Raw genomic sequence first — 21,884 nt, 5'->3', positions numbered from 1 at the left:
TCGCTACCTCTATTGTATTATTAAAATAATAAATAGCATTTACATAATACAAATGCGTGATAACAATTAGGATACTTTTGTTAACATAAACAATGATAATAAAACAACAAAAAATACAATAAAATCATAAAGATACTAAAACATAAAATAATTTCAGCATTTATTGTTCATTTTTCTTTTAACATCTATCGATATTTTCGCCAAAATAACACCTCATCATATAGGGTTATACTGATAATAAAAAAATAGTGAAATCACCGGCTTTTCTTGATCTTGATCAATTGCAATGGCCATTGAAAGCGCAATATATAAATAACCAACAAATTTAATTTGACGCCTCATAAAACGCGTTAAATAAGCGCCCTGTCGATACTCAGAAACGCAAAATAAAAACTAAAGTAACTTTTGTAATTAAAGAAACCACTGAGCAAGACGCTGGCGTAAACGTTATTTTCAACAACTTGCAGATACTCATTATGAAAGAGAAAAAGACAACCATACCGCCTGCCGGTGCAGTCAAGCCAACGACTGCGAATAAAAAACCTCTCCTGATGATGGCGCTGCCGATTATCGTTGCCGTGCTGTTATTGTTCGTCCCGGTCCCCGAAGGCCTGCCGCCGTACGCCTGGCACTACTTCGCTATCTTTGTCGGGGTGATCGTCGGGTTGATTTTTGAACCGCTGCCCGGCGCCGTTATCGGTATCACCGGCGTGGTAGTTATTGCCCTGTGCAGCCAGTGGCTGCTGTTCAGCCCGGATCAGATGGCCGCGCCAGGCTTCAAAATGGCTGGCGCCTCCTTTAAGTGGGCGGTGAGCGGCTTCGGCAACTCCACCGTGTGGCTTATCTTCGGCGCGTTCATGTTCGCCGCCGGCTACGATAAAACGCAGTTCGGCCGCCGCCTGGCGCTGATTCTGGTGAAATATCTTGGCCGTCGCAGCCTGACGCTCGGCTACGCCATCACCTTCGCGGATCTGCTGCTGGCGCCGTTTACGCCGTCTAACACCGCACGCAGCGGGGGGACTATCTACCCGATTATCGCTAACCTGCCGCCGCTGTACGGTTCAAAGCCAAACGATCCGAGCGCACGTAAAATCGGTTCCTATCTGATGTGGGTAGCGATCACCGCCGCCTGTATTACCAGCTCGATGTTCCTGTCGGCTCTGGCCCCGAACCTGCTGGCCCTGGCGCTGGTCAAAAGCATTGTTGGCATCAATATCTCCTGGGGCACCTGGTTCATCGCCTTCCTGCCGCTGGGTATCCTGCTGATTCTGGCCATGCCGCTGCTGGCCTACTGGTTCTACCCGCCGGAAGTGAAAGTCAATAACGAAGTGCCACTGTGGGCCGCGCGTGAACTGGAAAAACTGGGCAAACTGTCGCGCAATGAAATTCTGCTGCTGGTCTTCGTCTGCTTCGCGCTGATGATGTGGATCTTCGCCGCCGACTGGATCGAACCGGCGCTGGCTGCCCTGCTGGTTATCGTGCTGATGCTGTGGACCGGCGTGCTCTCCTGGAGCGATATCACCAACAACAAAGCGGCATGGAACACCTTTGTCTGGTTCGCCACCCTGGTGGCACTGGCCGACGGCCTCTCCTCCACCGGCTTTATCGCCTGGCTGGGTAAAGAGGGCGGCGCGCTGATGAGCGGCATCTCCCCGGGGATGGCGACCATCGTCCTGCTGCTGGCGTTCTACCTGCTGCACTATCTGTTTGCCAGCACTACCGCGCACACCACCGCGCTGCTGCCGGCCATGCTGACCATTGCCTCGACTATCCCGGGAATGAATATGGAAGTGTTTGTCCTGCTGATGGTCACCTCGCTGGGCGTGATGGGGATCATCACCCCGTACGGTACTGGCCCAAGCCCAATCTACTACGGCAGCGGCTACCTGCCGACCAAAGATTACTGGCGCCTCGGCACCATCTTTGGCGCCATCTTCCTGGCCGCCCTGCTGCTGATTGGCTATCCGTGGATGTCCATGATGTTCTGATTCATAACCGCCGGGACTACCCCGGCGGTTTTTATCTTTATGGAGTAAGTGACTATGTCGACTAAACCGTTTGTTTATCAGGATCCGTTTCCGCTGGCGCACGACGATACGGAATACTATCTGCTCAGCAAAGAGCACGTCTCCGTCGCCGAATTTGACGGCCAGCAGGTCCTGAAAGTAGAGCCGCAGGCGCTGACCCTGCTCGCTCAGCAGGCCTTCCACGACGCCGCCTTTATGCTGCGCGTCTCCCATCAGCAACAGGTCGCCTCGATTTTGCTCGACCCGGAAGCCAGCGATAACGATAAATATGTCGCCCTGCAGTTCCTGCGCAACTCGGAAATTGCCGCCAAGGGCGTGCTGCCGACCTGCCAGGATACCGGCACCGCGATCATTATGGGGAAAAAAGGCCAGCGCGTCTGGACCGGCGGCGGCGATGAAGCCGCTCTGGCGCAGGGCGTTTACAACACCTATACCGAAGATAACCTGCGCTACTCACAGAACGCGCCGCTGGATATGTATAAAGAGGTTAACACCGGCACCAACCTGCCGGCGCAGATCGATCTCTATAGCGTCGACGGTGAAGAATATAAGTTCCTGTGCATGGCGAAAGGCGGCGGTTCCGCCAACAAAACCTATCTGTACCAGGAAACCAAGGCCCTGATCACCCCGGCGAAGCTGAAAAACTACCTCGTTGAGAAGATGCGCACTCTCGGCACCGCCGCCTGCCCGCCGTACCACATCGCGTTTGTGATCGGCGGCACCTCGGCGGAAGCGACGCTGAAGACCGTCAAACTGGCCTCGACCCGCTATTACGACGGTCTGCCGACCGAAGGCAACGAACACGGTCAGGCGTTCCGCGACGTGCAGCTGGAGCAGGAGTTGCTGCAGGAAGCGCGGAACCTCGGCCTCGGCGCGCAGTTCGGCGGGAAATACTTCGCCCACGATATCCGGGTGATCCGTCTGCCGCGCCACGGCGCCTCCTGCCCGATCGGCATGGGCGTCTCCTGCTCCGCCGACCGCAATATCAAAGCCAAAATTAACCGCGACGGTATCTGGATCGAGAAGCTGGAGAGCAATCCGGGAAAATATATTCCTGAACATCTGCGTCAGGCCGGCGAAGGCGAAGTGGTAAGCATCAACCTGAATCAGCCGATGAGCGAGATCCTGGCGCAGCTATCGGCACATCCGGTCTCCACCCGCCTGAGCCTTAACGGCACCATTATCGTGGCCCGCGACATCGCCCACGCCAAGCTGAAGGAACTTATCGACAACGGCGAGGCGCTGCCGCAGTACGTCAAAGATCACCCGATCTACTACGCGGGCCCGGCAAAAACGCCAGCCGGTTACGCTTCCGGCTCCCTCGGCCCAACCACTGCCGGCCGCATGGACTCTTACGTTGATCTGCTGCAGTCGCACGGCGCGAGCATGGTGATGCTGGCGAAAGGCAACCGCAGCCAGCAGGTGACCGATGCCTGCCATAAACACGGCGGCTTCTACCTTGGAAGCATCGGCGGCCCGGCGGCAGTGCTCGCCCAGCAGAGTATCAAGAGCCTCGAGTGCGTGGCCTATCCGGAACTGGGGATGGAAGCTATCTGGAAAATCGAAGTGGAAGATTTTCCGGCGTTTATCCTCGTCGATGATAAAGGCAACGACTTCTTCCAGCAGATCCAGAATAAGCAGTGCGCGGGCTGTAAACAGCACGGCTAACGCTATCCTCTGACGCTGATATCAGGCCGTCGCCGTTTGGGCGACGGCTTTTTTATGTCCGCGTTTACCCAGCTTGAATTCACTTCGCACCAGGCTATGCTCAACTACAAGCCCTCCGTTTTTTGCTGAAAAATAACAATAATTCTTATCTCAGGTGCCTCAATGAACAGGATGAGCATCGTTATCCTCTGGGCGCTGGCGCTGCTGGTGCTCCAGCCGGCGCTGGCCGCCGAACCGCGACAGCAGCCAACCGCGCGCGAGCAGGCACGCACGGTCACGATTTTCCACCAACCTGTCGTCATGTTGCAGGCCACCTTTGGCCAGACCACGCCCGAAGAGCGCGTTTTGCGCACCCGCAGCGCCCTGCGCGCCTTCACCGAAGATGATATTCGCCAGCCGCTGCGGGTCGTGCCGGTTATCCGCTATGGTCAGCCAAGCAGACTGTTTCTGATGAACGGCAAACCGGTGCTGCTGCTGAGCCAGGCGGATCTCGACGAGGGCGATGATTTAACCCTCGACCAGGCAGCCCAGCGGGTGCTGGCGCGTATGGAAGCCCAGCGCACCAGCCTCCAGGAGCAGTTCAACAACCGCTATCTGTTCATCTCCGCCGGTAAAGCCCTGGCCGGGGCGCTGCTGCTGGCGCTGTTTTACTACGGCGCCTTCCGCGCCTGGCGGCGGGTGCGACGTTTTTTCCTGCTGCGGATCCTCGAAAAACGTAGCGCCATACCGCAGCACTGGCGGCGCTATCTCGGCAATATTGAAGTTCGACTCTATGCTGTGCTGGTCATCCTTCTCGGCATGCTGGCCTGTTATCTCTGGCTGAGCTGGGCCTTCAGCCTGTTTCCCTGGACGCGGGTGTGGAGCGAATCGCTGGGCGACTGGTCGCTGGGGGTGATCCGCGACCTCTCTCTGTCGATTGTCGCCTCCCTGCCGGGGCTGATGATCGTGGTGCTTATTTTCCTTCTCACCTGGCTTATCATTCGCCTGGTGAAGGTGGTTCTCGACCAGGTCGCCGCCGGCCGCATTCAGGTTCCCGGCATTCATCCGGAGACCGTTAGCGCCACCCGTCGGCTTATCTCGGTGGTCATCTGGTTGTTTGCCCTCTCCGCCGCCTACCCGTTCCTTCCCGGCGCCAACTCTCTCGCCTTCAAAGGCATTAGCGTGTTCTTCGGCCTGATGCTGACCCTCGGGTCAACCGGAGTGATGACCCATGCGATGAGCGGCCTGGTGCTGATCTACTCTCGGGCGCTGCGCAAAGGCGACTGGATCCGCCTCGCCGATAATGAGGGTCAGGTCAGCGAGATTGGCGTGCTGGCGACCAAAATTCTCACCCGCGAAAATTACATCGTTACCGTCCCGAACGCGGTGGTGGTGAGCGGGAAAATTATTAATCTCAGCGCCGAAAGCGCCGACGGTGGAGTCAACCTCACCACCAGCGTCACCATCGGCTACGATACGCCGTGGCGTCAGGTCCATGCGCTGCTGGAGCTGGCGGCGAGACGCACCCCGGGGATCGATCAGCAAATTGCCCCGGTGGTGCGTAAGCTGGGATTGCTCGACTGGTATACCTCGTATGAGCTGCAGGTGCGCTTACTCCCCACAACCAAGCTGCCGGATGGCCGCAACGCATTGCATAGCAGCATTATTGATGTGTTTAACGAATTCGGCGTGCAGATTATGTCGCCGAACTGTGTGATGCAGCCAAAGGCGGCGGTAGTGGTACCGCAGGAAGCCTGGTACGCCGCCCCGGCCGTCGCGCCGCAGGAGCCTGAGAAATAAGGGTTAACGTAGCGGCATTTCCGCCGGGTGGCGGCTGCGCCTTACCCGGCCAGGGGTTCGTGCGGCCTGTCACTCATTTACCCACTTGCGCGACTGAAACTGCCGGTGCTGGCGGCCTCAAAATCGCTGAGACGTTCCCGGAAGGCCGGGGCAGCCCGCATGGATGCGGGCTGAGGGCCGTGTTTTGCAGGGACGCTGCCTCGGCCCGACCCGCAGCCTGCAGGGATAAGTCGAAGGTACCACGCAGTGGCGATTTTGCTGGCCGGAGCCCGGGGGTACAGGGGGCGGCGGCGACTGGCCGCCCCCTGTGCGCTCCCTGCGCCATACGAGACATAACGCAGAAGATCAACCGGGAGCGCAATCTGCCCGGAATTAACATAGAAGTTGTAGCCCTGCCAAACGTTGTGGCCCTGCCAAACATAGTGCGAACAGGGACATTTCCGGTTGTGCCTTTATTTCGCCGGGTGGCGGCTACGCCTTACCCGGCCTTCGGGGTCTACAGGCGATCTTCGCTTCCCAGGCCCGGCAAGCGCTGCGTCGGAGGGCAATCTATCGGCGCCGTACCCGCCATTTCGCCGGGTGGCGGCTGCGCCTTACCCGGCCTACGGGGTCTACAGGCGATCTTTGCTTCCCAGGCCCGGCAAGCGCTGCGCCGGAGGGCAATCTATCGGCGCCATACCCGCCATTTCGCCGGGTGGCGGCCGCGCCTTACCCGGCCTACAACGACTGCCGGGCAATCCGACTCGGACGACGACTCAACCCTGCGCGGCGTCGATGTCGTCAAACACCTGCTGCGCCAGATGCATCGTGGCATTGGCCGCCGGCAGCCCGCAGTACAGCGCAGAGTGCATGATCAGCTCTTTCAGCTCATCGCGGGTCACCCCGTTGTTAAACGACGCGCGCAGATGCATCTTCAGCTCCGCCTCGCGATTGAGAGCGATCAGCATGGCAATAGTGATCATGCTGCGGGTATGGTGATCGAGCCCCGGACGCGTCCAGGTCTCGCCCCAGGCATAGCGGGTAATAAAGTCCTGAAACTCATCATTCAACGGCGTCAGATGCTGCAGCGTCCGGTCGACGTGGGCGTCGCCCAATACTTTGCGCCGTACCGCCATCCCGTCCTGATAGCGCTGTTTATCATCCATGGCGTTCCCCCTGGAAAAAGCTCAGCAGCGCCGAAGTAAAGCTTTTCGGCGCCTCAATGTTAGACAGATGCGATGCCGCCAGAACCACCACCTCGGAGGCGGGGATCTGCTGCTGCAGGAAATGAGCGTCACCGACCGTGGTGACAGGGTCACTTTCCCCGGCGATGATTAGCGTCGGCAGCGGGATCTGCCCCACTTCGCCCCGCAGGTCGGCGGCGGCCAGCGCCTCACAGCAGGCGGCATAGCCTTCAGCATCGGTATGGGTCAGCTGGTGACAAAGCGCCTCGACCACCTCCGGCGCCTTCTGGCGAAACGCGTGGGTGAACCAGCGGTCTGCCGCTCCGGCGGCCACCACCGCCATCCCCTCCTGACGTACGGCCCGCGCCCGCGACAGCCAGCTGGCCTGATCGCCAATGCGCGCCGCGGTGTTGGCGACCGCCAGACCATGAAAACGCTCCGGCGCAAAGCGTCCCAGCCACAGGCCGGTCAAACCGCCCATCGAGATCCCGCAGAACCAGGCGCGGTCGATATTCAGGTGATCGAGCAGCGCAATCACATCCTCACCCAACTGGGCGAGGGTCACTTTGCCATTTTTCGTCGTTTTACCGTGGCCGTGCGTGTCGTAGCGCAGCACCCGGAAATGGGCGGTTAACGCCTCGATCTGCGGCTGCCACATCGCCCGGGTGGTGCCCAGCGAATTGGAGAGGACGATAACCGGCGCGCCATCCGGCCCGTCGAGTTGATAATCAAGATTCATCACGTTGCTCCTGATAACGCGCCAGCACCTGGCGCACAAAGCGTTCGGCGCTGCCGGTCGCCGTTGCCGGGTCCAGCAGCGTGGTTAAGCGTTCACGAGAGAGATACTGACTGACCTGTGGGTCAGCCGCGAGCAGATCGACCAGCGGGCAGTGACGGTCCAGCGCCTGGCGGCACAGCGCTTCGATGTGATGATGCGCCTCGGCTTTGCCAATGAATTCCGCCAGCGCCAGAGTCACCGCCTCAGCCATAATCAGCCCATGGGTGATATCGAGATCGGCGCGCATTTTCTGCGGGAAAACCTGCATGTCGCGCACCAGCGCCTCGCTTTGCGCCAACGCCCCGCCCACCAGGGTAATTAGCTCCGGCAGGGTCTCCCACTCCGCCTGCCAGCCGCCCAGCGCCCGCTCATGCTGCTGGAGTTGGCTGGCGTAGAGCGTCGCCATCAGCCCCGGCGTACGCTGGGCGGCGGTCAGGATCGCCGCGCAGGCCACCGGATTGCGCTTATGCGGCATCGTCGACGAACCGCCGCGACCTTCCGCCACCGGCTCGCCCACCTCAGCCACTTCGGTCTGCATCAGCAGGGAAAAGTCGTTAGCGAATTTCCCCAGCGTGCCGCAGACGCCGGCAAACCAGGCGCCCGCCTCCAGCAGCCGATCGCGCTGGCTGTGCCACGGAGTATCCGGCAGCGACAGACCGAGGATCTGCGCCAGCGCCAGGCCAACCGCCGGCCCTTTCTCTTTTAGCGCGTCCAGAGTGCCCGCGGCGCCGCCGAACTGCAGCGCCAGCAGCCGCGGACGCATCTCGCGCAGCCGCTGCTGCCAGCGCAGGAGCGCGTCGAGGGTGCCCGCCAGCTTCAGGCCAAATGTCACCGGCAGCGCGTGCTGCATCCAGGTCCGTCCCGGCATCACGGTATCGCGATAACGATCCGCCTGGAGTGCCAGGGCCGCCAACAGCTGCTCAAGCAGAGTCTCAGCGGCATCCAGCGCCCCGCGCAGCTGGAGCACCAGTCCGGTGTCGATGGCGTCCTGGCTGGTAGCGCCCCAGTGAACGTAGCGCGCAGCCTCGGGATCTCGCGCTTTTACCTGGGCCGTCAGCTGTTTCACCAGCGGGATGGCCAGATTACCGGCTCCCACCGCCGCCTCGCCCAGCGCGGCAAAATCGATGGCCTCGTGGCGGCAGGCCGCCACAATTGGCCCGACCGCTTCCGGCGGCACCATCCCGCAGGCGGCCTGCGCTTGCGCCAGCGCCGCTTCAAAATCCAGCATGCCCTGCACCCGCTGCGCGTCGCTGAACCAGTCGGTTAGCGGACTGCTGCGCAGCATCGGGGTCAACAAACTCATTCTGGCTCCTTAAACGCGTTCAATAATCAGGGCGATCCCCTGTCCGACGCCGATGCACATGGTGCACAGGGCGTAGCGGCCGCCGGTCCGTTTCAGCTGATAAGCCGCGGTCATCGCCAGCCGGCCGCCGGAGGCGCCGAGCGGGTGGCCCAGCGCAATCGCCCCGCCGTTAGGGTTCACGTGGGCGGCATCGTCCGGTAAGCCCAAATCACGGGTCACCGCCAGCGCCTGCGCGGCGAAGGCTTCATTCAGCTCAATGACATCCATCTGGCCTAATGTCAGGCCGGTCTGCGCCAGCACCTTGCGCACCGCCGGCGCCGGACCAAAGCCCATGATCCGCGGCGCCACGCCCGCCGTCGCCACGCCGACCACCCGGGCCAGCGGCTGAAGATCGTTGGCCGACAGCGCCGTCTCGCTGGCCAGCAGCAGCGCGCAGGCGCCGTCGTTAACCCCGGAGGCGTTACCGGCGGTAACGCTGCCGTCGGCGCGCACCACGCCGCGCAGTTTAGCCAGCGCCTCCAGCGAGGTGCTACGCGGGTGCTCATCGCGGCTAAACAGCAGCGGCTCGCCTTTGCGCTGCGGCACCTGGACGGCGATCAGCTCATCGGCGAAACGCCCCGCCTCTTGCGCCGCGGCGGTACGCAACTGACTGCGTAAGGCGAACGCGTCCTGATCGGCACGGGAGATGGCAAACTCATCGGCGACGTTTTCCGCCGTCTCCGGCATGGAATGCACGCCGTACAGGGCTTTCATCTGCGGGTTAATAAAGCGCCAGCCGATGGTGGTATCCTCCATCTGCATGCTGCGGCTAAAGGCGCTCTCCGCTTTCCCCATCACAAACGGCGCGCGGGACATGCTCTCCACCCCGCCGGCGATCATCAGCTGCGTCTCCCCGCTTTTAATCGCCCGCGCTGCAACGCCGATCGCGTCAAGGCTGGAACCGCACAGGCGGTTGATGGTGCTCCCGGGCACGCTCTCCGGCAGGCCGGCCAGCAGCAGCGCCATCCGCGCCACGTTGCGGTTATCTTCCCCGGCCTGGTTGGCGCAGCCAAAGATCACATCGTCAATGTGCGAGGGATCCAGTCCCGGGTTCCGCGCCAGCAGCGCTTTCAGCGGCAGCGCCGCCAGGTCGTCAGCGCGCATCGTCGCCAGGGCACCGCCGAAACGGCCAAAGGGTGTACGCACCGCATCACAGATAAATGCCTGATTCATCATAGGTTCCTTACGCGCTTTCCGCCAGTTGTTGAAAGGTCAGCGCCACCGGAGTGATGCGCTGCAGCTCTTCAAAAGAGAGGCCGTTAAAGATTTCCCGCACCACCGGGCCGCGGTCGGTGATGTCGATCACCGCCAGGTCGGTATAGATCCGGCTGACGCAGCCGACGCCGGTCAGCGGGTAGCTGCACTGCGCCACCAGCTTGCACTCGCCGTCACGGGTCAGGTGGTCCATCATCACAAACACCTGGCGGGCGCCGATGGCCAGATCCATCGCCCCGCCAACGGCCGGGATCGCATCCGGCGCACCGGTGCTCCAGTTGGCGAGGTCGCCGCTGGCGGAGACCTGATAGGCCCCCAGCACGCAGATATCGAGATGACCGCCGCGCATCATGGCGAAGGAGTCGCCGTGGTGGAAATAGCAGCCGCCCTGCAGGAGGGTGACATACTCTTTACCGGCATTGATCAGCTCGGGATCTTCTTCCCCGGGCTGCGGTTTCGGCCCCATCCCCAGCAGGCCGTTTTCGCTGTGCAGGAACACCTCTTTGTCAGCGGGCAGGTAATTGGCGATGCGGGTCGGCAGGCCGATGCCGAGGTTGACGTAAGCGCCTTCGGGAATATCGCGGGCCACGCGCTGGGCCATTTCGTCACGGGTCAGTTTTTGCATGTCGGGCTCCTCAGGCGCGTTGTGCGGCAGTCAGGTTTTCCAGCGAGAAGACGCGCTGGACGAAAATGCCGGGGGTGATGATGTTTTCCGGGTCGAGGTCGCCCAGCGCCACCAGCTGCGAGACCTCTACGATGGTGGTTTTCGCCGCTGTCGCCATGATCGGGCCAAAGTTGCGCGCCGCCTTGCGATAGACCAGGTTGCCCCAGCGGTCGCCCTGGTGGGCTTTAATCAGCGCGAAATCGGCTTTGATCGGGTACTCCAGCACGTAGTGGCGACCGTCGATTTCCCGTGTCTCCTTGCCTTCCGCCAGCGGCGTGCCGTAGCCGGTGGGGGTAAACACCGCCCCCAGCCCGGCGCCGGCCGCCTGGATCCGCGCCGCGAGGTTGCCCTGCGGCACCAGCTCCAGCTCCACTTTGCCGCGACGGTAGAGATCATCGAAAATCTGCGAATCCACCTGGCGCGGAAAGGAGCAGATCATTTTGCTCACCCGGCCCGCCTTGAGCAGCGCGGCGAGACCCACTTCCCCGTTGCCGGCGTTGTTATTTATGATGGTCAGGTCGCGAGCGCCCTGGTCAATCAGGGCGTCAATCAGAAAGGTCGGCTGGCCGGCGGGGCCAAAGCCGCCGATCATAATAGTCGCCCCATCGTGGATCCCGGCGATGGCCTCGCTCAGCGTCGATACGCTTTTATCAATCATCAGGTCGCTCCAGTGATGTGCGGTAATCGCACTGTTATTCGTTGTTCGCACAAAATGTGACCCGCTTAACGATGTCGGTCAAGGGCGATAATCGAAATATGGTGCGATAATCGAACATCGGTTATCATTAGCGAAAGAATGTGATCGATGGCAAATATGGGGAACAGAAATGGACAAGCATCCAGACGATTTACTGACCGGCGACGGCGATCCGTTTAAAGGCGATCCTAACTTTATGGCCTCCCTGGCGCGGGGTCTGGAGGTGATTCAGGCGTTCACGCCGCAGCGGCCCCTGCTGTCTATCTCGCAGATCAGTCAGAAGACCGGCATCCCGCGCGCCGCGGTGCGCCGCTGCCTGTATACCTTGAGCAAGCTGGGGTTCGTGTATGCCGAAGACGGTAAGAATTTCCAGCTGCGGCCGCGGATCCTGGCGCTGGGCCACGCCTGGCTGGCCTCGACGCCGCTGGCGCGTTCGGCGCAGCCGGTGCTGCGGCATCTGAGCGAAATGCTCAATGAGTCCTGCTCCATCGCCACCCTCGACGGCGACGATATCCTGTATATCGCCCGCGCCTCCAGCTCGCGGATTATGACCATCGACCTGGATATCGGCAGTCGCCTTCCGGCGTGGGCGACCTCGATGGGCCGGGTGCTGCTGAGCCATCAGCCGGAGGAGAAGCTCAACGATATGCTGGCCCGGGTGACCATGATCCGCTATACCCCACAGACGGTGGATTCGGTGGCGAAGCTGCGCGCCGAACTGAAACGGGTGCATCAGCAGGGGTATGCCCTCAACGATCAGGAGCTGGAGATGGGGCTGCGCTCCCTCGCGGTCCCGCTGTTTAACGCTCAGGGGCAGGTCCAGGCGGCGCTCAACGTCGGGGTGCATGCGGGCCAGATGACGGCCCGCGAGATGATCGAGCGCGTGCTGCCGGAGCTGCAAAAAGCCGCCCGCGAGCTGACGCTGCTTCCGCGCTAACGACTGCGCTTGGCGTGCTGCTCCCAGGTCTCCTGCTTCGCCTGCGCCGATTTACGCAGCGCGACATAGCAGGCGCCGCTGCCGCCATGATGCGGAAGCGCGGCGCAGAAGGCCTGCACCTCCGGCAGCTCTTCCAGCCAGCGCGCCAGATAGCTGCGGATAATATTGGCGTGGGACTGGTCGTCGCGGCCTTTGCCGTGAACGATCAGCACATTGCGTAACCCCTCTTTCTGCGCCTGTACCATAAAGGCGAAGAGCATCTGCCGGCACTGTTCCACCGGCTGGCGCAGCAGGGAGAGGCTCGCCTGCTGGCTGTATTTCCCCCGCCGCAGCTTATCCAGCACGCCGCTCTGCAGCCCTTCTCGCTTAAACTCCAGCGGCGTGGCGAGCGGCACGATATCGAGATAGCCGGTGGTGAGAAAATTATCCAGCTGCAGGGTATCGACGCGTTGCGGGGCCCGGCTGTTACGCCCGGGATGCCAGTGCACGTCATTATTACGTTTCAGAGGCTGGACATCTTCCATGGCGTCAAGAAACAGGGATTTGTCATCAAGGTTCATGGGCTCTCCTCCAGCGGCTGTCGCCAGCTACTATAGCCGCCTCGCGCTCCCCTCTCAACGCGTTTAGCCGCGTTCGCTGGCAAAGTGAGCGTGACGAACGATTAAGGAAACAATTGTCGGCTCTGGCGGCGGAACAGGGTGATTAACGACGCCGTGAGCGGCGTCTGTCGGGTATCGCGCCGCTGGATCAGATAATAGGTGGCGGTGGGTAACACTTCACGGATGGGGATCATCACCAGTTTGTCGGCCATCAGCGGGTCGTTGCCCAGCTCCACCGGCAGGATGCTGAGAAAATCACTTTTCACCACCAGGCTGATGCAGGATGAGAACGTTTCGCAGACGATCCCCACCTTTGGCTCCCGTCCCAGCTGTTCGAAGCGCTCCTGCAGCTGCTTGAAGTAGCTGCCGCGCGGCGTCGGCATGGTCCAGTGGTGATCCATCAATTCCCCCAGCGAGGTGGCCTGCGCCGCCGGATGGCCCGCGCGGGCGAACACCGCGAACGGTTTCTCAAACAGTTTCTCAAAGCTGAACTCATGGTCGTACGGCCCGGGGTAATAGGTATTAATGGTGAAATCCAGCTCCCCCTGGCGCAGCTCATTAATCATCGCCAGCAGCTGACCCTCCATGATCCGCACCTTCACCTGCGGATGCTGCTGATGAAAGCGGCAGATCACCGACGGCATCAGCGACCGGGCGACGCTGGCGCCAAGGCCAATATTAATTTGCCCGGCCTGTTCCCCCTGGCGCTGCAGCAGTTCATCCTGCGCCGCCCGCAGCTCCTCAAGGATCAGGCTCGCATGTTGATAAAAACTTTCGCCATTGTCGGTTAACGCCACCCCCTGGCTGCGGCGGACGAACAGCTGGGCGGAAAGCCCCTCCTCCAGCTCTTTAATCGCTTTGGTCAGCGCCGGCTGCGAGACCGCCAGCGCCCGGCTGGCGCCACGGATACTGCCTTCCCGGGCTACTTCGACGAAGGCGCGAATTTGATGAAATTTAATCTGAAATGCCATGCTTTTAGTGATAACCGTTGCTTATCAGACAGAAGAAAATGACATCTACTGTAATCCATCAGGCTGTGGCAGGTTAAGGGTGTTAAGGCCTGTAGCGCGTCAGTGATAAACAAAAGCTATCACATCGTGAACACCGTCACATTTTTTACTTATGACAGGATAAGCTATGCCGCAACTTGATGAATACCTCCGCCAGCTGGCGCCCTCCATGACCCAATGGCGCCGTGATTTTCACCTGCACGCTGAATCCGGCTGGCTGGAGTTTCGCACCGCCAGTAAGGTCGCGGATATTCTTGACGGGCTAGGCTATCAGCTGGCGCTAGGCCGCGACGTCATCGATGCCGACAGCCGGATGGGGCTGCCGGACGAGGAGACCCTGGCCCAGGCTTTCGAACGCGCCCGCGAACAGGGCGCGCCGGAGCGCTGGCTGCCGGCGTTTGAAGGCGGTTTCGCCGGCGTGGTGGCCACGCTCGACACCGGGCGGCCCGGACCAACCCTGGCCTTTCGCGTCGATATGGATGCCCTCGATCTCAACGAACAGCATGACGATAGCCACCGCCCCCATCGCGATCATTTCGCCTCCTGCAACGCCGGCATGATGCACGCCTGCGGCCATGACGGCCATACCGCCATCGGGCTGGGGCTGGCGCATGTGCTCAAGCAGTATGCCGCCCAGCTCAATGGCGTCATTAAACTGATTTTCCAGCCTGCTGAAGAGGGTACCCGCGGCGCCCGCGCGATGGTGGCCGCCGGCGTGGTTGATGACGTGGATTATTTCACGGCGATCCATATCGGGACCGGCGTGCCGGCAGGTACCGTCGTCTGCGGTGGAGACAACTTTATGGCCACCACCAAATTCGACGTGCAGTTCAGCGGCGTGGCCGCCCACGCCGGCGGCAAGCCCGAGGACGGACGCAACGCGCTGCTGGCCGCCGCCCAGGCCGCCCTTGGCCTGCACGCCATCCCGCCGCACAGCGCCGGCGCCTCGCGGGTCAACGTCGGGGTGATGCAGGCCGGTACCGGGCGCAACGTGGTGCCCTCTTCCGCGCTGTTAAAAGTGGAAACCCGCGGCGAAAGCGAAGCCATTAATCAGTACGTGTTCGAGCGGGCGCAGCACGTCGTCGCCGGGGCTGCGGCGATGTACGAAGCCCGCTACGAACTGCGCATGATGGGCGCGGCGACCGCCAGCGCACCGTCGCCGGCGTGGGTGGACTATCTGCGCGAACAGGCCGCCCGGGTGCCCGGCGTGCAACAGGCGGTGGATCGCATCGCCGCCCCGGCGGGCTCGGAAGACGCCACCCTGATGATGGCCCGGGTCCAGGCGCGCGGCGGCCTCGCCTCGTACATGATTTTCGGCACTGAACTCAGCGCCGGTCACCACAACGAAAAGTTTGACTTCGACGAGAGCGTGATGGCGGTAGCGGTCGAAACCCTGGCGCGCGTCGCGCTTAACTTTCCCTGGCAGCGGGGGGGGTAATGGAAGCCATTTTTCAGTTTGTGGACGAGGTGGTTGAGGCACAACGCGACACTTACTGCGCCATCGCCGACGACATCTGGGACCACCCGGAGACCCGCTTTGAGGAGTTCTGGTCAGCCCAACGGCTGGCCGACGCCCTGGAGGCGGAAGGTTTTCAGCTCACCCGCGATGCCGGCGGGATCCCGAATGCCTTTATCGCCAGCGTCGGTGAGGGCCAACCGGTCATTGCCCTGCTCGGCGAATTTGACGCCCTGGCGGGACTCAGCCAGCAGGCCCACAGCGCGGAACCGACGCCCTTGACACCGGGAGCCAACGGCCACGGCTGTGGGCACAATCTGCTCGGCACCGCGGCATTCGCCGCGGCGGTCGCCGCCAAAGGCTGGCTGCAGCAGCACGGCGACAGCGGCACTCTGCGCTTCTACGGTTGTCCCGGCGAGGAAGGCGGTTCGGGAAAAACCTTTATGGTGCGCGAAGGGTTGTTTGATGATGTCGATGCGGCGCTGACCTGGCATCCGGAAGCCTGGGCCGGGATGTTCAGCACCCGCACCCTCGCCAACATTCAGGCGGCATGGCGATTTACCGGCACCGCGGCCCACGCCGCTAATTCGCCGCACCTGGGCCGGAGCGCGCTGGATGCCGTCACCCTGATGACCACCGGCAGCAATTTCCTCAATGAACATATCATCGAGAAGGCGCGCGTCCATTACGCCATTACCGATACCGGCGGCGTCTCGCCCAACGTGGTGCAGGCGCAGGCGGAAGTGCTGTATTTGATCCGCGCGCCGGAGATGGCCGACGCTCAGCAAATCTTCGCCCGCATAGAGAAGATTGCCCAGGGGGCCGCGCTGATGACCGAGACCCAGGTCAGCTGCCGCTTTGAAAAAGCCTGCTCCAGCTATCTGCCCAACCGCACGCTTGAGGCGGCGATGTATCAGGCGGTCTGTCATTACGGTCCCCCCGCCTGGAGCGACGAGGAACGCGCTTTTGCCGCGGCGATCCGCGCCACTCTCAGCGCCAACGATATTAACAACAGCCTGAACAATATTGCCGGCACCAGTGGCGAGGAAGGCAAAACGTTCGCTCGTCGCCACCGCGACACCTTGCTGATTGATGAGGTGGCGCCCTGGGCGGCCACGGATAACGTCCTCGCCGGATCCACCGACGTCGGCGATGTTAGCTGGAAAGCGCCGGTGGCCCAGTGCTTCAGCCCGTGCTTCGCGGTGGGTACCCCGCTGCACAGCTGGCAGCTGGTGAGCCAGGGCAGAACCTCCATTGCCCATAAAGGGATGTTGCTGGCGGGGAAAGTCCTCGCGGCGACCGCCATCCGTTTATTCAGCGACAGCGCCCTGCTGGAGGCCAGCCAGCAAGAGCTCAGGCAGGTACTGGCCGAACGCCCCTATCGTTGCCCGATCCCGGCGGAGGTGAGTCCGTCCGTTTTACGATAACCACTTAGAGGCTACTCCTGGCCAACGCTGACCGGATCGCGGCACGCACCGCCCATAATAACCGCCGGCAGTACGGGAGCAGGCCTGCCCAACACAACAACGACAACAGAGGAATGCCCATGAGTATGTCATCCATACCGTCATCTTCCCCCGGCGGAAAGCGCTATGGCTGGGTAGAGAAGATCGGTAACAAGGTCCCGCACCCGTTTTTGCTGTTTATCTATCTCATCGCCGTGCTGATCGCTGCCACGGCAATCCTCTCCGCCCTCAACGTTGGGGTACAAAACCCAACTGACGGTTCGCGGGTGGTGGTCAAAAACCTGCTCAGCGTGGAAGGATTGCACTGGTTTTTGCCGAACGTGATTAAAAACTTCAGCGGTTTCGCGCCGCTGGGCGCGATCCTCGCCCTGGTGCTGGGCGCCGGCTTTGCCGAGCGGGTGGGCCTGTTACCGGCGTTGATGGTCAAGATGGCCTCGCACGTCAGCGCCCGCTATGCCAGCTATATGGTGCTGTTTATCGCCTTTTTCAGCCATATCTCTTCCGATGCGGCGCTGGTGATTATGCCGCCGCTGGGAGCGCTGATGTTTCTTGCCGTCGGTCGGCATCCTGTCGCTGGTCTGCTGGCGGCGATAGCCGGCGTGGGCTGCGGCTTTACCGCCAATCTACTGATTGTCACCACCGACGTGCTGCTCTCCGGGATCAGCACCGAGGCGGCAAAGTCCATCGATGCCTCTTTGCACGTCAGCGTGATCGACAACTGGTACTTTATGGCGACCTCGGTGATCGTTCTGACGCTCGTCGGCGGACTGATCACCGATAAGCTGGTCGAGCCGCGGCTGGGCCAGTGGCAAGGCAGTCGTGATGAAAAGCTGCAGACGCTGACGCCCGGGGAGCGGTTCGGCCTGCGCATCGCCGGCGTGGCGACGCTGGTATTCGTGGCGGTCATCGCCCTGATGGTGGTCCCCGAAAACGGTATTCTTCGCGATCCGGTTCAGCATACGGTCATGCCCTCGCCGTTTATCAAAGGCATCGTGCCGCTAATTATCTTTTTCTTCTTTGTCGTGTCGCTGGCATACGGCATCGCCACCGGCAAAATTCGCCGCCAGGCCGACCTGCCGCAGTTGATGATTGAGCCGATGAAAGAGATGGCCGGGTTTATCGTGATGGTCTTCCCGCTGGCGCAGTTCGTGGCGATGTTCAACTGGAGCAACATGGGCAAGTTTATGGCCGTCGGGCTGACGGATCTGCTGGAGAGTTCAGGCATGAACGGTGTTCCGGCGTTTGTCGGTCTTGCGCTGCTGTCGGCTTTTCTGTGTATGTTTATCGCCAGCGGCTCGGCCATCTGGTCGATTCTGGCGCCGATCTTCGTGCCAATGTTTATGCTGTTGGGCTTTCACCCGGCGTTTGCGCAGATCCTGTTTCGTATCGCTGATTCATCGGTGCTGCCGCTGGCGCCGGTGTCACCGTTTGTGCCGTTGTTTCTCGGCTTTCTACAGCGCTACCGGCCGGATGCCCGCCTCGGCACCTACTACTCGCTGGTGCTCCCTTACCCGCTGATTTTTCTCGCCGTCTGGCTGCTGTTGCTGGTGGGCTGGTATCTGGTGGGACTGCCGATCGGCCCTGGCATCTATCCGCGGCTGTCTTAACCCACCGATGCGCCAGGGACGGCCGCCTTAGCTTAACGCGATATCTTCACTTTGAACTTACGGGTCGCTTCCCCGGCTCCGGCGAATATGCCGAAAAGCGCGCGATACCCTCGCTCAAGCAACAGCGACATACCGTGAATAACCAGACCGCTGAAGATCAGTACGATTACGCCAGTCAGTATATATTGCATAGCTCCACCTCTGAGTTATTAACCGCGCCGCGCCGACGCGGTAGCACTTTCCCGAGCGCGCACAGCGGCGCGGAGGACCGACGTCGTCAGCTTAAAAGTAGCAAAAACCCTGTCCGGTAACCCGCCAGGATCGATCCAAAAATAAATCATCGTGGCGATCGCAGAATGCCTCCACGGCGGATAGCCCGCCGTGCTATCTGGCGATGCGGTTTTACCTTTTGGGAGTATAGTTGACTGCCGTCAGCGCGTGGTATCGTGTGCCTCTCATGTACGATGGTGGATGACAGAAACGATGTTGACCTTGCTGCAGGATAAAATGGATACCCCGCTGGGGCCGTTGTGGGTGCTTTGCGACGAACAGTTTAATTTGCGCGCCGTCGAGTGGGACGAGCACCGCGATCGGATGGAAACGCTGCTCGACGTTCACTATCGCCGGGAAGGCTATCAGCGCGTCGACTGCCGCAATCCCGGCGGTCTCAGCAGTAAGCTGAGCGACTATTTTGCCGGCGATTTAGCCATTATCGAGACTCTGCCTACCGCCACCGCCGGCACCCCTTTTCAGCGCCAGGTCTGGCAGGCGTTACGCGATATCCCCTGTGGCCAGGTGATGCACTACGGCCAACTGGCCGAGGCGCTCGGTCGTCCCGGCGCCGCGCGCGCGGTGGGCGCCGCCAATGGCGCCAATCCGGTGAGTATCGTGGTGCCCTGCCATCGGGTCATCGGGCGCAACGGCACCATGACCGGCTATGCCGGCGGCGTACAGCGTAAAGAGTGGCTTTTGCGTCATGAGGGCTATCTGTTGCTTTGACTGAAAATGCCTTTTCTGGAATTTTCAGGTAATTTTACAATCAAAAGTGGCGTAATAATCTGTTTTTAATCAAATAGATACACAAGCAATTTGATTTACCCTGCTGATATTACGTGTTTCCGGGCCTGAAGACTTACCTGCTGATCAAAAAGATGTTAAAATTGACCAATATCAATTAAGGCCTGAGCAGACATATGATCCCTGAGAAGCGAATTATTCGACGCATTCAGTCTGGCGGTTGTGCAATCCATTGTCAGGATTGCAGCATTAGCCAGCTCTGCATCCCCTTTACTCTGAACGAGCATGAGCTTGATCAGCTGGATAATATTATCGAGCGGAAAAAGCCTATCCAGAAAGGTCAAACCTTGTTCAAAGCCGGTGATGAGCTGAAGTCGTTGTACGCTATTCGCTCCGGGACCATCAAAAGCTATACCATCACCGAGCAAGGTGATGAGCAGATCACTGGCTTCCATCTGGCGGGCGACCTGGTGGGCTTTGACGCCATCGGCACCGGTCTGCACCCGAGCTTTGCGCAGGCGCTGGAAACCTCAATGGTCTGCGAGATCCCCTTCGAAACTCTTGACGATCTTTCCGGAAAAATGCCCAATCTGCGTCAGCAGATGATGCGCCTGATGAGCGGTGAGATTAAAGGCGACCAGGATATGATCCTGTTGCTTTCCAAAAAGAATGCCGAAGAGCGCCTGGCCGCGTTTATCTATAACCTTTCTCGTCGTTTCGCCCAGCGCGGCTTCTCACCACGTGAGTTCCGGCTGACCATGACCCGCGGCGATATTGGCAACTATCTCGGCCTCACCGTCGAAACCATCAGCCGTCTGCTGGGCCGTTTTCAGAAAAGCGGCATGCTGGCGGTGAAAGGCAAATATATCACTATTGAAAACAGCGATCTGCTGGCCCAGCTGGCCGGGCAGGCGCGCAACGTCGCTTAATCTCTGCGCAATACCTGGTCACGATCGGCAATTTTTTCAGATTTGTTGATCTGACCAGGCTCCTCCCCTGTTTCAATTCATCCATATAGGTTATCTTTTTAATAACTGACGGTAGCTGCAGTTGTAAGGAGACCCTGTATGGCGAAGTATCAGAGCATGCTGGTAGTAATCGATCCTAACCAGGACGACCAGCCGGCGCTAAGGCGAGCGGTGTACCTGCACCAACGGATTGGTGGACGCATCAAAGCCTTTTTGCCGATCTATGATTTTTCCTATGAAATGACCACCCTGCTGTCGCCGGACGAGCGGACGGCAATGCGCCAGGGCGTCATTGCCCAACGAACGGCCTGGATCCGCGAGCAGGCGAAATTCTACCTGGAATCGGGCGTGCCGATTGACGTGAAAGTGGTGTGGCACAACCGTCCCTTCGAAGCGATTATTCAGGAGGTGGTCAGTGAGAAACACGATCTGCTGCTGAAGATGGCCCACCAGCACGACAAACTGGAGGCGGTGATCTTTACCCCGACGGACTGGCATCTGCTGCGTAAATGCCCTTGCCCGGTGTGGATGGTCAAAGACCAGCCGTGGCCGGAAGGCGGCAAAGCGCTGGTCGCCGTCAATCTCGCCAGCGAAGAGAATTATCACAACACCCTTAACGAGAAGCTGGTTCGCGAGACGCTGTCGCTGGCGGAAGAAGTCAACCACACTGAAGTGCACCTGATCGGTGCCTACCCGGTGACGCCGATCAATATCGCGATAGAACTGCCGGATTTTGATCCCAGCGTCTACAACGACGCCATTCGCGGCCAGCATCTGCTGGCGATGAAAGCGCTGCGGCAGAAGTTTGGCATCGATGAAAAATTCACCCACGTCGAAAAAGGACTGCCTGAAGAGGTGATCCCGGACCTCGCCGAGCATCTGCAGGCGGGGATCGTGGTGCTGGGAACGGTCGGACGTACCGGCCTGTCGGCGGCGTTCCTCGGCAATACCGCGGAACAGGTTGTCGACCACCTGCGCTGTGACCTGCTGGTGCTGAAACCGGAGGCCTACCAGACGCCGGTGGAACTGGACGACGACGACGATTAACCGCCACCGCTCATCTTCCCCCGCCTCGCGGGGGATTTTTTTGCTTGCTGCCAGCCAGGCACAAAAAAAGGGCCGTTGGCGGCCCCTGTCGCTGTCCAGCGAGAATGGCTTAGTGGATACCCAGACGCCAGGCCAGATCGATCTCTTCTTTCAGCTCCAGCGAGGAGAGCGCCATCAGGTCAGCAAACTCCAGCTCCAGCAGTTTAAGTTTTTTCAGATACTGCGCTGGGGTCATGACGGTGGGGTCGCGGCGTAAGAATTCGATGGCCATCTGCGTTGGGGTTAACTCGGTATCCATAATATCCTCTGTCTGATGTAAGAACCGGAACATTATATCACCTCTTGCCGCTTATTTTATGAACAATTCCAGGCATCCCCCTGCATATAAAAAAGCCGTCTCACAGGAGACGGCTTATAAACAAACGTTGTAAAACAATTATGTTA

20 protein-coding genes are annotated in these 21,884 nt (G+C 60.3%); 10 read left to right on the top strand and 10 right to left on the bottom strand.

Features of this window, described 5'->3' with window-relative positions:
• Positions 1 to 476: 476 nt before the first annotated feature.
• The 3 genes from DR88_RS15085 to DR88_RS15095 all read left to right on the top strand — a co-directional run bounded on the left by DR88_RS15085 (position 477) and on the right by DR88_RS15095 (position 5,474).
• On the top strand, positions 477 to 1,988 hold the full coding sequence (locus DR88_RS15085; protein ID WP_004148278.1) for an anion permease: 1,512 nt from the start codon (positions 477 to 479) through the stop codon (positions 1,986 to 1,988).
• 54 nt (positions 1,989 to 2,042) lie between these two features.
• On the top strand, positions 2,043 to 3,695 hold the full coding sequence (gene fumA / locus DR88_RS15090; protein ID WP_004148277.1) for a class I fumarate hydratase FumA: 1,653 nt from the start codon (positions 2,043 to 2,045) through the stop codon (positions 3,693 to 3,695).
• A gap of 162 nt (positions 3,696 to 3,857) precedes the next feature.
• On the top strand, positions 3,858 to 5,474 hold the full coding sequence (locus tag DR88_RS15095; RefSeq protein WP_004148276.1) for a mechanosensitive ion channel family protein: 1,617 nt from the start codon (positions 3,858 to 3,860) through the stop codon (positions 5,472 to 5,474).
• Positions 5,475 to 6,229: 755 nt separating this feature from the next.
• Here DR88_RS15095 and pcaC read toward each other — a convergent pair.
• Genes pcaC through DR88_RS15125 form a run of 6 tightly spaced genes read right to left on the bottom strand, consistent with a single transcriptional unit; the run spans position 6,230 to position 11,294 of the window.
• Positions 6,230 to 6,619: a 4-carboxymuconolactone decarboxylase gene (gene pcaC / locus DR88_RS15100; protein ID WP_004143067.1), complete on the bottom strand. Its 390-nt coding sequence runs from the start codon at positions 6,617 to 6,619 to the stop codon at positions 6,230 to 6,232.
• Positions 6,612 to 7,376, bottom strand: coding sequence for a 3-oxoadipate enol-lactonase (pcaD, locus tag DR88_RS15105; RefSeq protein ID WP_004151556.1), 765 nt, complete (start codon positions 7,374 to 7,376; stop codon positions 6,612 to 6,614). The genes pcaC and pcaD overlap by 8 nt, the downstream gene beginning before the upstream one ends.
• Positions 7,366 to 8,718, bottom strand: coding sequence for a 3-carboxy-cis,cis-muconate cycloisomerase (locus tag DR88_RS15110; RefSeq protein ID WP_004148275.1), 1,353 nt, complete (start codon positions 8,716 to 8,718; stop codon positions 7,366 to 7,368). The genes pcaD and DR88_RS15110 overlap by 11 nt, the downstream gene beginning before the upstream one ends.
• Before the next feature lie 9 nt (positions 8,719 to 8,727).
• Entirely contained in the window at positions 8,728 to 9,930 is a 1,203-nt protein-coding gene (pcaF, locus tag DR88_RS15115; protein WP_025368159.1) for a 3-oxoadipyl-CoA thiolase, read from the bottom strand.
• Positions 9,931 to 9,940: 10 nt separating this feature from the next.
• The gene (locus DR88_RS15120) at positions 9,941 to 10,597 is read right to left on the bottom strand and encodes a 3-oxoacid CoA-transferase subunit B (RefSeq protein ID WP_004151559.1); all 657 of its coding nucleotides are present in this window, start codon (positions 10,595 to 10,597) and stop codon (positions 9,941 to 9,943) included.
• A gap of 10 nt (positions 10,598 to 10,607) precedes the next feature.
• On the bottom strand, positions 10,608 to 11,294 hold the full coding sequence (locus tag DR88_RS15125) for a 3-oxoacid CoA-transferase subunit A (RefSeq protein WP_025368161.1): 687 nt from the start codon (positions 11,292 to 11,294) through the stop codon (positions 10,608 to 10,610).
• Between the two features lie 169 nt (positions 11,295 to 11,463).
• Here DR88_RS15125 and DR88_RS15130 point away from each other — a divergent pair, with 169 nt between their 5' ends.
• Positions 11,464 to 12,270, top strand: coding sequence for an IclR family transcriptional regulator domain-containing protein (locus DR88_RS15130; protein ID WP_032443868.1), 807 nt, complete (start codon positions 11,464 to 11,466; stop codon positions 12,268 to 12,270).
• Here the strand turns inward: DR88_RS15130 and smrA are convergent.
• Together smrA and DR88_RS15140 are read right to left on the bottom strand one after the other, a co-directional pair.
• Positions 12,267 to 12,830, bottom strand: coding sequence for a DNA endonuclease SmrA (smrA, locus tag DR88_RS15135; protein WP_004143055.1), 564 nt, complete (start codon positions 12,828 to 12,830; stop codon positions 12,267 to 12,269). The two genes, DR88_RS15130 and smrA, sit on opposite strands and share 4 nt — an antisense overlap.
• 101 nt (positions 12,831 to 12,931) lie before the next feature.
• Entirely contained in the window at positions 12,932 to 13,840 is a 909-nt protein-coding gene (locus DR88_RS15140; RefSeq protein WP_004148273.1) for a LysR family transcriptional regulator, read from the bottom strand.
• Between the two features lie 166 nt (positions 13,841 to 14,006).
• Here DR88_RS15140 and DR88_RS15145 point away from each other — a divergent pair, with 166 nt between their 5' ends.
• The 3 genes from DR88_RS15145 (at position 14,007) to abgT (ending at position 18,408) form a co-directional block, all read left to right on the top strand.
• Positions 14,007 to 15,317: a M20 family metallo-hydrolase gene (locus tag DR88_RS15145; protein ID WP_004148272.1), complete on the top strand. Its 1,311-nt coding sequence runs from the start codon at positions 14,007 to 14,009 to the stop codon at positions 15,315 to 15,317.
• The gene (locus tag DR88_RS15150; RefSeq protein WP_032443867.1) at positions 15,317 to 16,762 is read left to right on the top strand and encodes a M20 family metallopeptidase; all 1,446 of its coding nucleotides are present in this window, start codon (positions 15,317 to 15,319) and stop codon (positions 16,760 to 16,762) included. Before DR88_RS15145 ends, DR88_RS15150 begins: the two co-directional genes overlap by 1 nt.
• Before the next feature lie 119 nt (positions 16,763 to 16,881).
• Positions 16,882 to 18,408, top strand: coding sequence for a p-aminobenzoyl-glutamate transporter (abgT, locus tag DR88_RS15155; RefSeq protein WP_002903400.1), 1,527 nt, complete (start codon positions 16,882 to 16,884; stop codon positions 18,406 to 18,408).
• A 32-nt stretch (positions 18,409 to 18,440) separates the two neighbouring features.
• Here abgT and DR88_RS15160 read toward each other — a convergent pair whose 3' ends face one another.
• Positions 18,441 to 18,599 carry a hypothetical protein gene (locus tag DR88_RS15160; protein WP_002903398.1) on the bottom strand — a complete coding sequence of 53 codons (159 nt, stop codon included), beginning with the start codon at positions 18,597 to 18,599 and terminating at the stop codon, positions 18,441 to 18,443.
• Between the two features lie 292 nt (positions 18,600 to 18,891).
• On the opposite strand from DR88_RS15160, the gene ogt reads away from it, so the two are divergent.
• The 3 genes from ogt (at position 18,892) to uspE (ending at position 21,440) form a co-directional block, all read left to right on the top strand.
• A complete protein-coding gene (gene ogt / locus DR88_RS15165) occupies positions 18,892 to 19,407 on the top strand; it encodes a methylated-DNA--[protein]-cysteine S-methyltransferase (protein ID WP_004224598.1) in 516 nt (171 codons plus the stop codon).
• Between the two features lie 194 nt (positions 19,408 to 19,601).
• Complete coding sequence (gene fnr / locus DR88_RS15170) at positions 19,602 to 20,354, top strand: fumarate/nitrate reduction transcriptional regulator Fnr (protein ID WP_002903394.1); 753 nt, start codon at positions 19,602 to 19,604, stop codon at positions 20,352 to 20,354.
• A 138-nt stretch (positions 20,355 to 20,492) separates the two neighbouring features.
• The gene (gene uspE / locus DR88_RS15175; RefSeq protein WP_004148267.1) at positions 20,493 to 21,440 is read left to right on the top strand and encodes a universal stress protein UspE; all 948 of its coding nucleotides are present in this window, start codon (positions 20,493 to 20,495) and stop codon (positions 21,438 to 21,440) included.
• 109 nt (positions 21,441 to 21,549) lie between these two features.
• On the opposite strand, the gene DR88_RS15180 is transcribed toward uspE, so the two are convergent.
• Positions 21,550 to 21,738: a YdiH family protein gene (locus DR88_RS15180; protein ID WP_002903388.1), complete on the bottom strand. Its 189-nt coding sequence runs from the start codon at positions 21,736 to 21,738 to the stop codon at positions 21,550 to 21,552.
• Positions 21,739 to 21,884 lie beyond the last annotated feature (146 nt).

Origin of the sequence: Klebsiella pneumoniae (genome assembly GCF_000742135.1) — a bacterium.
GTDB lineage: Bacteria > Pseudomonadota > Gammaproteobacteria > Enterobacterales > Enterobacteriaceae > Klebsiella > Klebsiella pneumoniae.
The sequence above is the reverse complement of the archived record's forward strand: the minus strand, read 5'-3'. Positions and strand labels throughout refer to the sequence as shown.

Bases quoted from the DNA above. Each gene is read 5' to 3' on its own strand.
- DR88_RS15085 (WP_004148278.1), top strand. From the start codon at position 477: ATGAAAGAGAAAAAGACAACCATACCGCCTGCCGGTGCAGTCAAGCCA.
- fumA (WP_004148277.1), top strand. From the start codon at position 2,043: ATGTCGACTAAACCGTTTGTTTATCAGGATCCGTTTCCGCTGGCGCAC.
- DR88_RS15095 (WP_004148276.1), top strand. From the start codon at position 3,858: ATGAACAGGATGAGCATCGTTATCCTCTGGGCGCTGGCGCTGCTGGTG.
- pcaC (WP_004143067.1), bottom strand. From the start codon at position 6,619: ATGGATGATAAACAGCGCTATCAGGACGGGATGGCGGTACGGCGCAAA.
- pcaD (WP_004151556.1), bottom strand. From the start codon at position 7,376: ATGAATCTTGATTATCAACTCGACGGGCCGGATGGCGCGCCGGTTATC.
- DR88_RS15110 (WP_004148275.1), bottom strand. From the start codon at position 8,718: ATGAGTTTGTTGACCCCGATGCTGCGCAGCAGTCCGCTAACCGACTGG.
- pcaF (WP_025368159.1), bottom strand. From the start codon at position 9,930: ATGAATCAGGCATTTATCTGTGATGCGGTGCGTACACCCTTTGGCCGT.
- DR88_RS15120 (WP_004151559.1), bottom strand. From the start codon at position 10,597: ATGCAAAAACTGACCCGTGACGAAATGGCCCAGCGCGTGGCCCGCGAT.
- DR88_RS15125 (WP_025368161.1), bottom strand. From the start codon at position 11,294: ATGATTGATAAAAGCGTATCGACGCTGAGCGAGGCCATCGCCGGGATC.
- DR88_RS15130 (WP_032443868.1), top strand. From the start codon at position 11,464: ATGGACAAGCATCCAGACGATTTACTGACCGGCGACGGCGATCCGTTT.
- smrA (WP_004143055.1), bottom strand. From the start codon at position 12,830: ATGAACCTTGATGACAAATCCCTGTTTCTTGACGCCATGGAAGATGTC.
- DR88_RS15140 (WP_004148273.1), bottom strand. From the start codon at position 13,840: ATGGCATTTCAGATTAAATTTCATCAAATTCGCGCCTTCGTCGAAGTA.
- DR88_RS15145 (WP_004148272.1), top strand. From the start codon at position 14,007: ATGCCGCAACTTGATGAATACCTCCGCCAGCTGGCGCCCTCCATGACC.
- DR88_RS15150 (WP_032443867.1), top strand. From the start codon at position 15,317: ATGGAAGCCATTTTTCAGTTTGTGGACGAGGTGGTTGAGGCACAACGC.
- abgT (WP_002903400.1), top strand. From the start codon at position 16,882: ATGAGTATGTCATCCATACCGTCATCTTCCCCCGGCGGAAAGCGCTAT.
- DR88_RS15160 (WP_002903398.1), bottom strand. From the start codon at position 18,599: ATGCAATATATACTGACTGGCGTAATCGTACTGATCTTCAGCGGTCTG.
- ogt (WP_004224598.1), top strand. From the start codon at position 18,892: ATGTTGACCTTGCTGCAGGATAAAATGGATACCCCGCTGGGGCCGTTG.
- fnr (WP_002903394.1), top strand. From the start codon at position 19,602: ATGATCCCTGAGAAGCGAATTATTCGACGCATTCAGTCTGGCGGTTGT.
- uspE (WP_004148267.1), top strand. From the start codon at position 20,493: ATGGCGAAGTATCAGAGCATGCTGGTAGTAATCGATCCTAACCAGGAC.
- DR88_RS15180 (WP_002903388.1), bottom strand. From the start codon at position 21,738: ATGGATACCGAGTTAACCCCAACGCAGATGGCCATCGAATTCTTACGC.